We start from the raw sequence: 15,679 nt of genomic DNA on the forward strand, positions 1-15,679 counted from the left end.
CATTTCACTGTTGGCAATTCGCATTTGGAGCATAATGTAACAGATCATGAGCACAAGGATTTTGATAATCGCGGGCACACTGGCCATCATTATAGCTTCCTTCACATGGTCATCAGGTTGGTTTGGCAAAAAAGTCGATTATAACACCGAGGTAAAGCCTATCCTCAACAAACATTGCATGGGCTGCCACGGTGGCGTCAAAAAAGCGGGCGATGTGAGCTTTCTCTTCGAACACGAAATGCTTGAACCGGGCAAATCCGGCAAAATTCCTGTCGTTAGGGGTGATGCAGAGGCAAGTGAAATGATCAAACGCATTCTCAGTGATGATCCGGAAGAGCGCATGCCAAAAAATGGGACGCCTTTGAATGACGCGGAAATTGGCACATTAAAACGATGGATCAACGAAGGCGCAAACTGGGAAAAACATTGGTCCTACAACCGCATTGAAAGACCCGAAGTGCCGTCCCTCAACAGCATTACGAATCTTTTCGGACTTCTGGAAACTGGTGACAAAATGTGGGCTAAAAACGAAATTGACCACTTTATTCTTAAAAAATTAAAAGAGGAAAATCTACACCCTTCTCCCGAAGCCGATCGGGCAACGCTTATTCGCAGAGTTAGTCTGGACCTTACAGGACTGCCGCCAACTGAAAAGCAGGTTGAAGATTTCAAAAATGATAATTCAGAAAATGCTTATGAGAAGGTGGTTGATCAACTCCTGAAATCACCTGCTTATGGCGAAAGATGGACGTCCATGTGGATGGATCTGGCGCGTTATGCAGACACGAAAGGTTACGAGAGTGACGGCGGCCGTACCATGTGGCGTTACCGAGATTATGTGGTGAAGTCGTTTAATGAAGACAAGCCATTTGATAGATTCACGATTGAACAACTGGCAGGCGACTTAATTCCAGGCAGTCAGGATGGTTTTCCAGATCAGCAAAACCTCATTGCCACCGGATTTCACCGTAACACGATGACCAACAATGAGGGCGGAACTGACGACGAAGAATTTCGTACAGCTGCGCAAATTGATCGCGTGAACACAACCTGGGAAGTTTGGCAAGGGACAACGTTTGCTTGCATTCAATGTCACAGCCATCCTTACGACCCTATTCCGCATGAGGATTACTATAAATACATGGCGTTTTTCAACAATGCGCGTGATGAGGATGTGTGGGACGAATGGCCAAAACTCAGATTTTACAAGGGTGAAGATTCGGCACGGGTGGAGCGGGTGAAGGATTGGATCAAAAAATATGATCCCAAACGGGTTTCCGAAGTCACACAGTTTATGCGGGTTATGGAGCCAAAAATCAATGCGCATAATTTTGTAAAAGGCGATCAGTCAACTGTTTTGCTGATTTCTTATTATGGCGTCAAAGACAATGGGAATGCAAGAATTTCACAGGTTAACCTCACAAATGTGGGCAGTGTTGTGATGAATGTTTCGACAAAAGCAGAGAACGCAACACTGAAACTGCATCTTGACAAATTGGACGGGCCAGTTATTTCAACGATCAATGTGCCGGTCAGAGATTCTGTAATTATTGCGCCCCTCACGCCGGTTTCAGGCAAACACGACATTTATCTTTCCCTAAGCAGTCCGAAAAAACCTGATGAATGGGTGCGGATCACCTGGGTTTCATTTCAAAAAGCATTGCCAGGATCAGATCAGGCGGGTTACGAGAATGTTATCGCTGATTATGCGACCGCATTGACGCGCTCGACGGAAAGCATGCCTGTCATTTGGGAAGGGAAGGATGATTATGCGCGTAAAACGAATGTTTTTGTAAGAGGAAACTGGATGGTCAAAGGCGCAGAAGTGAAGCCGGACGTTCCGAAACTTCTGGCGGGAATGCCCAAAGATTATCCCAAAAACCGCCTTGGGTTAGCCAAATGGATCGTTAGTCGTGATAATGCGCTGACAGGCCGTGTGATCGTTAATCGTTTTTGGGAGCAGCTATTTGGCAGGGGAATTGTGGAAACGGTGGAGGATTTCGGTTCGCAGGGCAGCGAACCGACGCATCCTGAGTTGCTGGACTGGCTGGCCGTTGATTTTATGGAAAAAGATCAATGGAGCGTGAAAAAGCTGTTGAAAACAATCGTGATGTCGGCGACTTACCGGCAAAGCTCGCGTTCGGATAAAGAGAAAATTGAGAAAGATCCTTACAATGTCTGGATTTCAAGAGGACCGCGTGTGCGCCTAAGCGCGGAACAGGTTCGGGATCAGGCATTGGCTTGCAGTGGTTTGATTTCCAATAAGATGTATGGTCCAAGTGTGATGCCTCCGCAGCCTGACAAGATCTGGCAGTCACCTTACAGCGGAGAAAGCTGGGTGGTGAGCGAGGGTGAAGACCGATATCGCCGGGGCGTCTACACATATTGGAAAAGGACAGCTCCTTATCCTTCCATGACCACATTTGACGCGCCAAGCCGTGAGTTTTGCCAGTCCAGAAGGATTTTGACAAACACACCTTTGCAGGCATTGGTTACATTAAATGACCCTGTTTATCTGGAAGCCGCGGAGAAATTGGCTGCGAAAATGAAAAGCAGGGGTAAAACGCCTGAACAGCAATTAAGAGCGGGATATAAGCTGCTGACGTTCCAGCCTATTGAACAAAAAAGTCTAAATGTGCTGGTAAAAATTTACAAGGAAGCCTTACAAACATATAAGAGCAAACCATCCGAAGTTGACAGCATCCTGGTTTACGGAAAAGAAAAATCTCCCGAACTAGCCGCCTTAACCATCTCAGCCAATGTCCTTTTAAACTTAGATAATGTTGTAACAAAAGAATAAGAACAACTCATGCCCCGGGCTTAAGCCCGGGGCAATTGACAGAGAAATGAGAAACATTCCCCCGAGTTTTTAACTCGGTGAATGCTTAAAGAAAAAGACAATAACAAAAACATTGCCCCGGGCTTAAGCCCGGGGCAATTGAAAGAAATATGAGAGACATTCTCCGAGTTTCAACTCGGTGAATGCTTAAAGAAAAAGACAATAACAAAAACATTGCCCTGGGCTTAAGCCCAGGGCAATTGAAAGAAATGTGAGAGACATTCCCCCGAGTTTTAACTCGGGGAATGCTTAAAGAAAAAGACAATAACAAAAACATTGCCCCAGGCTTAAGCCCGGGGCAATTGAAAGAAATATGAGAGACATTCCCCGAGTTTTAACTCGGCGAATGCTTAAAAAAAAGACAATAACAAAAACATTGCCCTGGGCTTAAGCCCCGGGCAATTGAAAGAAATATGAGAGACATTCTCCGAGTTTCAACTCGCAGAATGCTTAAAGAAAAAGACAATAACAAAAACATTGCCCTGGGCTTAAGCCCAGGGCAATTAATAGAGAGATGAAAAACTTACTTAATGAACTCCAACATGCTGACTTGCACCGACAAACTCGGCGCCATTTCCTGCAATCAGCCGGATTCGGACTGGGTGCGCTGGGGCTTGGCTCTTTGCTGGGTTCATGCGGAAGCTCGAGTAGTGACATTTCGGAAAAAACACAGGCCGCATTTGCTAGAATTCCGCAGTTTGCACCGAAAGCCAAACGGGTGATTTACATTCATATGGCTGGCGCGCCATCCCAGCTTGAACTCTTTGATTATAAGCCTGAACTGGAAAAATATCATGGCAAAGACTGTCCTGCGGAATTTCTGAAAGGGAAAAAGTTTGCATTCATTCAAGGAGTGCCCAAAATGCTGGGGCCGCAAGGGAAATTCAAACAATATGGACAATCCGGGGCATGGATGTCAGATTATGTGCCTTATTTACAGACCGTTGCTGACGAAATAACTTTTTTGAAAGCAATGCACACCGACCAGTTCAATCACGCACCCGCACAGTTGCTCCTGCACACAGGCAGCGCGCGGCTGGGACGTCCGAGTTTGGGCGCTTGGGCGGTCTACGGATTGGGCTCTGAAAACCAGAATTTGCCGGGATTTATTGTGCTCGCTTCGGGCGGCAGGCAGCCAGATGCGGGGAAAAGTGTATATGGAAGTGGCTTCTTACCCTCTGTTTATCAGGGTGTTCAATGCCGGACAGGCGGTGATCCTGTGTTATATGTGACCGATCCCAATGGCATGAACCGCAATATGCGCAAGCAGACCATTGAGGCAATTAATGAAATCAATAAGCAGACTTACGAAGATGTGCAGGACCCGGAAATCCTGACGCGGATCAGTCAATATGAAATGGCGTTTCGCATGCAAATGTCTGTGCCTGAGGTGATGGACGTTTCCAAGGAGCCGCAATTTATAATGGATATGTATGGCGTGAAACCAGGCGAGGGAACATTTGCCATGAATTGTTTGCTAGCCAGGAAGTTAATTGAAAACGACGTCCGTTTTGTGCAGCTTTTCGACTGGGGCTGGGATGGCCATGGAACATCTGCCGGTGACAATGTGGAAGGCGGATTAAGAAACAAATGTCAGCTTTCCGACAAACCGATCGCTGCACTGATTCAGGATTTGAAAATGAGAGGACTTTTGGAAGAAACCCTCATTGTCTGGGGTGCGGAATTTGGCCGGACGCCTATGCAGGAAAATAGGAATGGATTGGTAATGCCTTATATGGGTAGGGATCACCATTTGGATGCTTACACGATGTGGATGGCAGGCGGCGGCACAAAGCAAGGTTACGTCCATGGCGAAACTGATGAATTGGGTTATTATGGTGTAAAAGACCGCGTGCATGTGCATGATTTACAGGCCACTATCCTGCATTTGATGGGTTTTGATCATGAAAAATTCACTTATCCTTTTCAGGGAAGAAATTTCAGGCTGACGGACACCGAGGGAAAGGTCATCAAACAGGTCATTGCATAACATTTGGTCAAAAAATAAGCTTTAATGGAGCAGGATACGATTTCGGCATTCCGGATGCAATTGAAACCGGGCAATCAATTGGAATACAAAAAACGGCATGACGAAATCTGGCCTGAATTGGCTGAGCTGCTTAAAAACGCCGGCATTAAGGAATATTATATTTTTCTGGACGAGGCCACATTGGCGCTATTTGCATTCCAAAAAAAGGGAAGCAACGATCAGACAGCAGATTTGGCATCCTTGCCCATTATGAAAAAATGGTGGGATTATATGGCTGACCTGATGGAAGTTAATGCTGATAACTCTCCTAAAACGGTCGCTTGTCCGGAGGTTTTCAGACTTTAATTATATAAAATTAGTAACCCTCCATGTTGCATATCCTCTTGCAGGCTTCATCCTGGGCGCTTTTTATTGGCAGGTTTCATCCGGTGCTGGTGCATTTGCCCATCGGATTTTTGCTGATTGCCGCATTGCTTGAAATCGGGCGGCGCACGGGCAAAGTGCAGGTTAGCGAATCCGCCATTTCATTTATTTTGTTCTGGTCGGCGATAAGTGCCACCATTGCTTGCGTTGCGGGATATTTACTGTCATTAGGAGGCGGTTACGATGATGAATTGCTGAGTGATCACATGTGGCAAGGGATAGGCGTTGCCGTTTTTGCCTGGATTGCATGGATCGTTAAATCAGATCGCTTTCACAATATAATTCCTTTTGCTTCAATCATTTACTTGCCCGCGTTTGCACTCGCTACATTGTTATTGCTCTCTGCCGGGCATCATGGCGGATCGCTCACACATGGGGAAGCATATTTGACCCAATACACACCCGAACCATTCCGCAGTCTGGCTGGAATGTCGCCTGTAAAAGAGGCGGTTACGGAAATAAAGCCGCTCGCTGACGTGAACCAGGCATTGGTTTACAAAGATGTGGTGCAGCCGATCCTGGAAATGCGGTGCGTGCAATGTCATAACGAAAGCAAGCAAAAGGGCGATTTGCGAATGGATAAGCTGGCTTTATTATTGAAAGGCGGCGAAGGCGGCCCCGCATTTGTAGCCGGAAAAAGTGCTGAAAGCGATATGATCAAACGCTGCCTGCTTCCTGAAAACGACGATGATCACATGCCGCCAAAAGGCAAGCCGCAATTGGCAACAGATCAGATTACATTGATTTCCTGGTGGATTGATCAGGGCGCGCCTGCGGATAAAAAAGTGGCCGAGCTAACCATTTCAGACCAAGTAAAACCGGCATTGGCTGCATTAGGAACAAGCAGCGCGGCCAATGCAACTGCAAAAAACACTGTTTCTGCCATTCAAAATGTTAAGGTGCCAGCCGCGAGTGAGAAGGATTTGAGTGCATTAAGGAAGGCCGGATTGATCGTAAATGCATTATCGCAGGATCAAAACCTGCTGGAAGTGAGCGCAGTAAACACGCCTAATTTTTCGGACAAAGACATAACATTGCTTGCGCCCATAGCCGAGCAGATTGCCTGGCTGAAACTCGGCGACACAAAAATCACAGACTCCGCTTTAAAGGAAATGTCAAAATTTAAAAACCTGAACAAGCTGCATTTGGAACACACCATTGTAACGGACGCGGGCATTGCGCATTTGAAATCGTTGCCTTTATTGGAATATATTAATTTGGTAAATACCAAAGTCGGCGATTCCGGGCTTAGAGAAGTGGCCGCATTCAAAGGATTGCGTTCGGTGTATGTTTGGCAGTCGGCCGTTACGGATTCGGTTGTAAATGAGGTCAGTAGGAAATATCCGAATGTAATGATCGTCAATGGTTTTAACGAAGCGGCTGTTGCAGCGTTTTTGAAAGCGGGCGATACAACGACGCTGAAAGCGAAATCGAAGGCATTGTAATTGCAATGTTGCAGGTGAATTTTTTAACTTGCACCTCTGTAATCGGCTCAAAAACCTATGAAAAACACGCACTTCCTGATCGCCAAGGATGATTCGGATGTCAAGACGCTGTCCCTCGGCGCTTTCATCGCGCAAATCGATGGCCGCAAGGCGACTTCTCTCAAAGATTTTTATCAGGAACTTTCGGCAGCCATGCGTTTTCCGGAAACAGACAGCAAAAGCCTGGAAGCGCTGGACGAAATGCTGAATGACCTCGAATGGATTCAGGAGAAAAAGGTCATTATTTACATTGAAAACTCGGCGGACTGGCTTATAAAAGAGAAATCGGACGAAAAACTTTTGTCTGTTCTCGACATTCTGGACGCGACTGCCGAGGATTGGAAATGGATGGATGAGGAAGAAGGCACGCCTCAAAAGGAATTACAGATCATTTTCCAGGATTCGGAGCGCATCAGAACATTGTTGGAGGACCAGGAAATTCCTTTTTGGGTTTTGAGCTAGACAACTGCGGCATTCCGCATCATATCTCGCCGCCATTGCACATAACCAATGACCGCGAGCGCAAGAAAAACGGCATATAAAATCGCAGTGAGATGCAGGTTTTTGTAAAAATACATGACCACATAGCAGGCATCCGCGATGATCCACAAGATCCAGTTTTCTAGATATTTACGCGCCAGCATATATTGCCCGATGAGGCTGCCGATGGTTAGTGCGGAGTCGGCGTAAGTGAGGCTCGCGTTTGTAAATTTCCCCAATAGAAATCCCCAGGAAACGGTTCCTACAATAAAGATCAATTCGAAAATCGTGTATAAGCGGGCTGGCGTGCGTGTTACGCTGATGCCGTCATGATTTTTTCCGCCAAATTTCCACATCCACCAGCCGTAAATGCTTGTGACGAAATAATAACCCTGCAAACCCGTGTCTGCATAAAGTCGCACCTGCCAGAAAACCACGGCATAAAGTGCTGCATTAATGATTCCAAAAAGCCATCCCCAAGCATTTTGCCGAGTGTTGAAATATACATAAATCGCGCCGGTGATGAAGCCCAGTATTTCAAGCCAGTTGGTCGCAATGCCAGCCAAAGTAATGGTTTGATTGAGCCAATCGGACATAATAAGAGTTTAGGGTTTATGAGTTTAAAAGGTAAATATACATTTACATCGCAAATTCTTGCCCCGGCGAGGCCTCCTTGCCGATGATTAGGGAACTTCTCAGGAGTTGGCGGTTTCGGCTAATGGATTTTTCTAGAAACAGATAATCTCTCGAGGAATGTGTTAATTGTTTGACGAAATACGCACTTCTGCGGGGTCATGCATTGCAAAATGGTTTTCTCGAAAACCAACGAATACGATTATTGCGAATGAATTTCTCAAAACCCAATGATTAACAATTTTGTAATTTGCCGTCTTCTGTGTTTCGAGCTATTTTTGTATTAAGATAATTGGGGCAAATCTTTTTTGGCAAACGCTTTGCGGCAAAACTTTTGTGGCAAACATTTTGTACAAAACCATTGTTATCCTAAATGCCGGTCAGGGAAAATCCTGAAACGGCTTTTTGCATTTACATTCACGCAGCGAACCAACGCTTTATTTACTATACATAATTGGAAGTTAAAGACTTATTAACACTCTATAAAGGTGACAGTTATCTCGATATTCTGAGTACACAAATTGCCTCGAAAGATCCGGAAGCGTCGCATGTCCAGATCAAAGGATTGGTGGGAAGCCTGGATGCCGTTATTGCGGCCTCTATCCAGGACAAAAAGAAAACCCCCGCAGTTTATATTTTGAGCGACCGGGAAGAGGCAGCCTATTTCCAGAATGACTTGCAGAATTTGATTGGTAAAACAGAAGTTTTGTTTTACCCGACTTCCTATAAGCGCCCTTATCATTATGAGGAAGTGGACAATGCCAATGTGCTGATGCGCGGCGAGATCCTTAACAAACTGAATGTCAGTAAATCTGTTCCGCTGCAAATTGTTACTTATCCTGAGGCTTTGTTTGAAAAAGTGATCAACAAGCGATCATTGAAAGCCAACACATTCTCGGTTAAGATTGGAGAAAAGCTTGATCCGTCGTTCCTGACTGAGTTTTTGACGAGTTATGGATTTGAAATCACAGACTTCGTGTTCGAAGCAGGCCAATTTTCGGTTCGTGGGGGGATTTTAGATGTGTTTTCTTTTGCTAACGAGCATCCGTTCCGCATCGAATTATTTGGCGATGAAGTGGACAGCATTCGTTCCTTTGACCCCGACACGCAGCTTTCTATTGAAACGGCTAAGCAGATCAACATTGTGCCCGACATTCAGCAAAAGCTTTCGCACGAGACGCGCGAATCGTTCCTTAATTTCTTTGCGCCTGAAACGGTTTTGTGGTTCAAGGATGCAGAGCTGACATTGGAAATCATTGAAAATTGTTTTGAAAAAGCCGAAAAAGCGCTGGAAGAAGTCACAGGCGGCGGCGTTCAGATCGTTTCCAATCCGCAGGACCTTTTCGAAACGCGGAGAGGGTTTTTAAATCAGGTTAAGAAGTTTAAAACGGTTGAATTTGGTAAAAAAGGTTATTTCAAAACAGAAAGCAAGCTGCCTTATTCTTCCAAACCACAGCCTTCGTTTAATAAAGATTTTAAAAGATTGCTCGACGATTTGTCTGAAAATCAGTCAAAAGGATATGTGAACATTATCGTCGCCGAGCAGCCAAAGCAGCTTGACCGGCTTGAAAGGATTTTTGAAGATCTGGACCCGTTTGTGAAATTCCGTCCCATGCACATTTCGCTGCGGGAAGGGTTTGTGGACGATAATATGAAAGTGGCGTGTTACACGGATCACCAGATTTTTGCGCGTTTTCATAAATACAGACTCAAAGAAAAATTCAGCAAATCGAAAGCGATCACGCTCAAAGAGCTGAAATCACTGCATCCGGGTGATTTTGTGACACACGTGGATTATGGAATTGGCCGGTTTGCGGGCATGGAGCGAAAGGATGTCAATGGCAAGGAACAAGAAGCCATTCGCTTGATTTACAGGGACAATGATCTGCTTTATGTAAGTGTGCACAACCTGCACAAGATCGCCAAATATACTGGAAAGGAAGGCACGCCGCCTGCCATGAGCAAATTGGGCTCAGGCGAATGGGAAGCCAAAAAATCGAAGGTTAAGAAACAGCTTAAAGACATTGCGCACGAGCTCATTGCATTATATGCGAAGCGCCGCCAAGCACCCGGATTTCCATTTTCGCCCGACAATTACATGCAGGCCGAGCTGGAATCGTCCTTTATTTATGAAGATACGCCCGATCAGGCCACTGCCACAGCCAATGTGAAAGAGGATATGGAAAAAGCGCATCCCATGGACAGGCTGGTTTGCGGTGATGTGGGTTTTGGTAAAACAGAAATCGCGATTCGCGCAGCATTCAAGTCGGTTTGCGACAGCAAGCAAGTTGCCGTTCTGGTGCCTACGACGATTTTGGCCATGCAGCATTTCAAAACATTCAGCGAACGTCTGGCTGATTTTCCTGCGAAAGTGGGTTATATCAATCGCTTTAAATCTACAAAAGAGATCAAGGACACGCTCAAACAGGCTGAGGAAGGCAAAATTGACATATTAATAGGAACCCACCGCATTCTGAACAAGGATGTGAAATTCAAAGATCTGGGACTCCTTATTGTCGATGAGGAGCAAAAATTCGGTGTAAAAGCAAAGGACAGATTAAAGGAAATGCGCGTTAATGTGGACGTTTTAACATTAACCGCAACGCCTATTCCCAGAACATTGCATTTCTCACTTATGGGCGCGCGCGACCTTTCGGTAATTGCCACGCCGCCGCCTAATCGTCAGCCGGTTACTACGGAAGTTCATACATTCAGTGAAGAGTTTATTCGTGACGCGATCAGTTTTGAAGTGCAGCGCGGCGGGCAGGTTTTCTTCGTCCATAACCGGGTTAATGACATTGAATCCATCGCCAACATTATCATGCGCCTCGTTCCCGATGTGCGCATAGGCGTCGCGCACGGCCAAATGGACGGCGATAAGCTGGAAAAAGTGATGGTCAATTTCATTGAGGGTGAATACGATGTGCTGGTTTCAACCAACATTATCGAATCCGGAATTGACATTGCGAATGCAAATACGATCATTATTAACTCTGCGCATATGTTCGGACTGTCGGATTTGCACCAGATGCGCGGGCGTGTAGGACGCTCTAACAGGAAGGCATTTTGCTATTTATTAACGCCTTCTGTTTCAACATTAGCGAGTGATTCCAGGAAGCGCTTGCAAACATTAGAAGAGTTTTCGGAATTGGGCGACGGTTTCAAAGTTGCTATGCGCGATTTGGACATTCGTGGCGCGGGTAACTTGCTAGGCGCGGAGCAAAGTGGTTTTGTGAATGATCTGGGTTATGAATTGTATCACAAAATGCTTGATGAAGCCGTTCAGGAATTGAAAAATAATGAGTTTAAAGATCTGTTTTCAACCGCATTAGGCTTGCCTTCGAAACTGGTTCCGGATTGCCAGATCGAAACCGATTTTGCAACATTAATTCCGGACGATTACGTCAAAAATATTTCAGAAAGATTGTCGTTATATACCCGCCTCGACAATATTTCGACGGAAGAGGAACTGGCCAAGTTTGAAAAAGAGATTTTGGACCGGTTTGGCCCGGTGCCGCCAGAGGTTCAGGATTTGCTGAAAATGGTGCGTTTGCGCTGGGAAGCAGAGCTTTTGCACTTTGAAAAATTAACTTTGAAAAGCAATACATTGAAAGGCTACTTCGTTACTTCGCAGAACGATGAATTCTTTCAGTCTCCGAAGTTTGGAAAGGTGATCGATTACATTAAACAACACCCAAGAAAAATTGCTTTAAAAGACCAGAAAGGCAAGTTGATGCTGATTTGTGAAGACATTAAAAGCATCGAACAAGCCAGGAACGTTCTGATGGAGATGACTGGGTCACATTGACCGGGTCACGATGATCCAGAACCGGGTCACGATGATCCAGAATTGATTTTTAGTAAAAAATTCATTTCATTTCTTACATTTGCGATTTCGCATACTATATTAATACCAAACACTTAAGTCACTTTAAAGCAATGATTTGCATGCATAAGATGGGTATCCGGTCGATCGCGTTGATTCTGATTGTGTTATTAGCGGCTACTTCATGTAGTAAAAAGAAGCGACCAACGTCTCTGAAACCTGGTAAAACAAGCTCTAAAACGGGTTTGGCTTACAACGGCAAGGACGGATTTGAGGTCAAACAGTATAAGGCATTGCCAGCAGGCCCCGACCTTGTTTATATCGAAGGTGGCCGGTTTACAATGGGTTCGTTGGAGGAAGAAGTGATGAGCAGACGGGATAATCCAAAACGTACTGTCAGTATCCAATCCTTTTACATGGACCAGACAGAGGTGGCAAATGTCCATTATCTTGAATATTTAAATGCAGTTCAAAGAGACTCATCTGAGGAATTTTACAGTAAAGCATTGCCTGATACCAACGTTTGGTATAACGAATTGTCTTTCAATGATTCATATGTAACGATGTATTTGCGTCACCCAGGTTTCCGTTTGTATCCGGTTGTGGGTGTGTCATGGGTTCAGGCAAATGATTATTGCGCATGGCGGACGGCTGCTGTAAGCTTGGCTAACAACACAGCAGGGCAAGCAGCGTCAGCAGGCAAGAAAAAGAAAGGTTTTTCTTTTGGCAAGAAGAAAAAGGATGCAGCGGCAGCCGATGCAGCAGTTGCGACTGCCGAAACATCAGCACCACAGCTTAGAATCGAAAGTGGTTACGTAATGCCTCCTTACCGTCTGCCAACAGAAGCAGAATTTGAATATGCCGCTATGGCGATGATTGGAACGCAATATTCTGATGAGAACCAGTCGAACCAAAGAATTTATCCGTGGGATGGTTCAACAATGCGTCAGCCACGCGGCCGTAAGCAAGGAACAATGCTGGCAAACTTCAAACGCGGTCCTGGTGACTACGCGGGTATTGCAGGTAAATCAAATGACGGCGCGATCATTACACAAGAAATTCGTTCATATCCTGCCAATGATGTTGGCTTGTATGACATGGCTGGAAACGTTAGCGAGTGGGTTTATGACGTTTATCGCCCGCTTTCAAACAGTGATGTAAATGACTTGAACTCCTTCCGTCGCGATGGATATCAAGATGAGGCCAAAAATTACGATAGTAAAAACAGCAACTCCTTGGTTAGCGATAATTTGAGAGTTTTCAAAGGCGGTTCATGGTCAGACGTTGCATATTGGCTTTCACCAGGAACACGTCGCTATATGGATCAGGATTCAGCGACTGCAATGGTTGGTTTCCGTTGCGCAATGATTGCCACCGGAAGTCATAAAGAGTAAGATTAAAATATCAGAATTTAGGAAGGCGTTGCTCACAGAGCAGGGCCTTTTTTAATGTTCGGCCAATGCGATTGTTAGAATGGTAAAGTATTTGCAGCCTGCCGTTTTTAATGTTTGCATACATTCCTCTAAAGTTGCGCCGGTGGTGAGCACGTCGTCCATGATAATCACATGTTCGTGAATGATTTTTTCTTTTGCTACAAAAACACCTTCCACATTTTCCCGCCGCTGCGTTTTACTTTTGCCTGTTTGTGTTGCGGTGTGTTTTATTCGTTCCAAAGCCGTTGCAGACCAGGGAATTCCGGTGGCGTTCGAAAAGCCCTCTGCGAGCAGATCGCTTTGGTTATAGCCTCTGATTTTCCTTTTCTTTTTGTGCAAAGGCACGCTAATGATCAGTCCTGCATTCGGAAGCAGTCCAGCCGTCATCATTTCCTGTCCAAACATAAATCCTAGTTTCAAGCCCACTTCCTTGTTTCCCTTGTATTTCAATGCATGCAAAAGATGCTGCACTTTGCCTTTTTTGGTAAAAAGCAAAAAAGAATGTGTCAAGATCACTTCCGGAACATTGACAAATTTATATCGAATAACATCCTGATGCAGGCCATTTAACTGGATTCTAGGCAATGAAATCATGCAGGAAGTGCAAATCGTGGCTTCGTTACCAACCAATGAGCGGTCGCACGCCTCGCAGCATCTTGGAAAAATAAGGTCACTGAAATCACTTAAAAAATTTTTCAGATTCATTTTTGAGGGTTTTAAATAACTTTGCATCACATCAAAACCACTTCCCGAATGACCACGCTGATTGTAAATGCACAAGTTGTCAATGAGAACGAGATCAATGAATTAGACGTAATAATTGAAAATGGTCACATTCAGCGCATCGGAAAAGATTTACAACATTTGGCAGCGGACCGTATCATTGACGCAAAAGGACAATATTTAATGCCGGGTGTGATTGATGATCAGGTGCATTTCAGGGAACCGGGACTAACTTATAAGGCCAATATTTACACAGAGTCAAAAGCAGCGGTTGCTGGCGGCGTAACGTCGTTTATGGAAATGCCAAACACGGTTCCTAATACGCTTACTCAGGTGCTTTTAGCAGATAAATACAAGATTGGCGCCGACACTTCGCTAGCGAATTATTCCTTCTTCATGGGTGCTTCCAATGACAATTATGACGAAGTGATGAAGACAAATCCGGCGGAAGTTTGCGGAATTAAAATATTTATGGGCTCTTCAACGGGCAATATGCTGGTGGATTCGCCGGAAGTGCTGGAAAAAATATTTTCAAACGCCCCGTGCATCATTGCCACGCACTGTGAAGATGAGCCGACCGTCCGTCAGCGGATGGAGCATTTTAAAGAAAAATATGGAGAGAATGTGCCTTATAACATTCACGCATTGATCAGAAATGAAGAAGCTTGTTTGAAATCATCCACATTTGCGAGCTCGCTGGCGCATAAGCACGGCACAAGGTTGCACATTCTACACATTTCGACGGGAGATGAAGTCGTGCTTTTTGAGCGGGGAATCAGGACTAACGGGCAAATTTTGTTGAGCAGCGGCCAGCCCAAATTAGTGACTGCCGAAGCCTGCGTGCATCATTTATGGTTTGATGCAGAGGATTATCACACGCTCGGAAATAAAATCAAATGCAATCCCGCCATCAAGGCCCCGCACCATAAGGAGGCGATTTTGCAAGCCGTGCTGGATAACCGCATCGATGTTATTGCAACAGACCACGCGCCGCACACGATTGAAGAAAAGGCACAAGGTTACTGGCAGGCGCCCTCGGGCTTGCCTTTGGTGCAACATACATTAAATGTAATGCTGGAATTAAATAGAGCTGGTAAAATCTCAATAGAAAGAATCGTTGAGAAAATGAGCCACGCCGTTGCGGACTTGTTTCAAATCAGTAACCGCGGTTATATCCGCGAAGGTTACTGGGCAGATTTGATCCTGGTTGACACAAATGCGCAGACTAAAGTAGAGGCCGCTAATCTGCATTCCAAATGCGGTTGGTCACCGTTTGAAGGCGTCAATTTCCAGTCGAGCGTGACACACACATTTGTATCGGGCAACCTGGTTTATGAAAACGGGAAATTTAATGAGGATGTGAAGGGGCAGCGGTTGTTATTTAGTCGCTAAGTAGTTGTAATAATTCTCAATTACATTGAGATCAGCTTCTGTCCAGTCCAATGTGGGCAGTTGGCCTGGTGTAACCCATAATATTTGCTCGTGCTCGGATAATGTAATGTTGAGTGTTTTAAGCCTGCAAACAAAGGGGACAAGAATAATTTCGCGCCAGCCCTGATCTTTTGACGTTTCGGGGAGTCGGCTTAAAATTTCAATTTCCACGTCAAGCTCTTCCTTAATTTCACGAGCGAGTGCTTCCTCGTCGGTCTCACCTTTTTCTAACTTGCCCCCGGGAAATTCCCATTGCAGGGGGAATGATAATGCAGCGCTACGTTGTCCAGCCAGTACTTTTCCATTATGTTCAATCACAGCACAGGGCACTCTCACAACCAACTTTTCGGAAACCAGTACTTCAATCATAGAGGCGTTTAGTAATTTACCGCAAAATTACCACATCTAATGTTATTA

General features: G+C 45.2%; 11 protein-coding genes. 8 read left to right on the forward strand and 3 right to left on the reverse strand.

Annotated features, from left to right (window positions below):
• Positions 1–46 precede the first annotated feature (46 nt).
• The 5 genes from LZG73_RS19745 (at position 47) to LZG73_RS19765 (ending at position 7,198) form a co-directional block, all read left to right on the forward strand.
• Positions 47–2,800, forward strand: coding sequence for a DUF1553 domain-containing protein (locus tag LZG73_RS19745; RefSeq protein ID WP_233853833.1), 2,754 nt, complete (start codon positions 47–49; stop codon positions 2,798–2,800).
• 553 nt (positions 2,801–3,353) lie between these two features.
• Positions 3,354–4,829, forward strand: a complete 1,476-nt coding sequence (locus tag LZG73_RS19750) for a DUF1501 domain-containing protein (RefSeq protein ID WP_233853835.1) — start codon at positions 3,354–3,356, stop codon at positions 4,827–4,829.
• A gap of 24 nt (positions 4,830–4,853) precedes the next feature.
• Positions 4,854–5,174, forward strand: a complete 321-nt coding sequence (rhaM, locus tag LZG73_RS19755; RefSeq protein ID WP_233853837.1) for an L-rhamnose mutarotase — start codon at positions 4,854–4,856, stop codon at positions 5,172–5,174.
• A 23-nt stretch (positions 5,175–5,197) separates the two neighbouring features.
• A complete protein-coding gene (locus tag LZG73_RS19760; RefSeq protein WP_233853839.1) occupies positions 5,198–6,697 on the forward strand; it encodes a c-type cytochrome domain-containing protein in 1,500 nt (499 codons plus the stop codon).
• Positions 6,698–6,754: 57 nt separating this feature from the next.
• Positions 6,755–7,198, forward strand: coding sequence for a barstar family protein (locus LZG73_RS19765; RefSeq protein WP_233853840.1), 444 nt, complete (start codon positions 6,755–6,757; stop codon positions 7,196–7,198).
• On the opposite strand, the gene pnuC is transcribed toward LZG73_RS19765, so the two are convergent.
• The gene (pnuC, locus tag LZG73_RS19770) at positions 7,195–7,812 is read right to left on the reverse strand and encodes a nicotinamide riboside transporter PnuC (protein WP_233853841.1); all 618 of its coding nucleotides are present in this window, start codon (positions 7,810–7,812) and stop codon (positions 7,195–7,197) included. The genes LZG73_RS19765 and pnuC overlap by 4 nt on opposite strands.
• A gap of 491 nt (positions 7,813–8,303) precedes the next feature.
• Between pnuC and mfd the strand changes: the two genes are divergently transcribed.
• Positions 8,304–11,657: a transcription-repair coupling factor gene (gene mfd / locus LZG73_RS19775; RefSeq protein ID WP_233853842.1), complete on the forward strand. Its 3,354-nt coding sequence runs from the start codon at positions 8,304–8,306 to the stop codon at positions 11,655–11,657.
• Positions 11,658–11,797: 140 nt separating this feature from the next.
• Entirely contained in the window at positions 11,798–13,069 is a 1,272-nt protein-coding gene (locus LZG73_RS19780) for an SUMF1/EgtB/PvdO family nonheme iron enzyme (protein ID WP_233853851.1), read from the forward strand.
• 51 nt (positions 13,070–13,120) lie between these two features.
• On the opposite strand, the gene LZG73_RS19785 is transcribed toward LZG73_RS19780, so the two are convergent.
• The gene (locus tag LZG73_RS19785; protein ID WP_233853853.1) at positions 13,121–13,813 is read right to left on the reverse strand and encodes a ComF family protein; all 693 of its coding nucleotides are present in this window, start codon (positions 13,811–13,813) and stop codon (positions 13,121–13,123) included.
• Positions 13,814–13,861: 48 nt separating this feature from the next.
• Between LZG73_RS19785 and LZG73_RS19790 the strand changes: the two genes are divergently transcribed.
• A complete protein-coding gene (locus LZG73_RS19790; RefSeq protein WP_233853855.1) occupies positions 13,862–15,223 on the forward strand; it encodes a dihydroorotase in 1,362 nt (453 codons plus the stop codon).
• Here LZG73_RS19790 and LZG73_RS19795 read toward each other — a convergent pair.
• Entirely contained in the window at positions 15,209–15,631 is a 423-nt protein-coding gene (locus LZG73_RS19795; protein ID WP_233853857.1) for a (deoxy)nucleoside triphosphate pyrophosphohydrolase, read from the reverse strand. The genes LZG73_RS19790 and LZG73_RS19795 overlap by 15 nt on opposite strands.
• Positions 15,632–15,679 lie beyond the last annotated feature (48 nt).

It is taken from the genome of Dyadobacter sp. CY326 (genome assembly GCF_021390515.1).
Lineage (GTDB): Bacteria > Bacteroidota > Bacteroidia > Cytophagales > Spirosomataceae > Dyadobacter.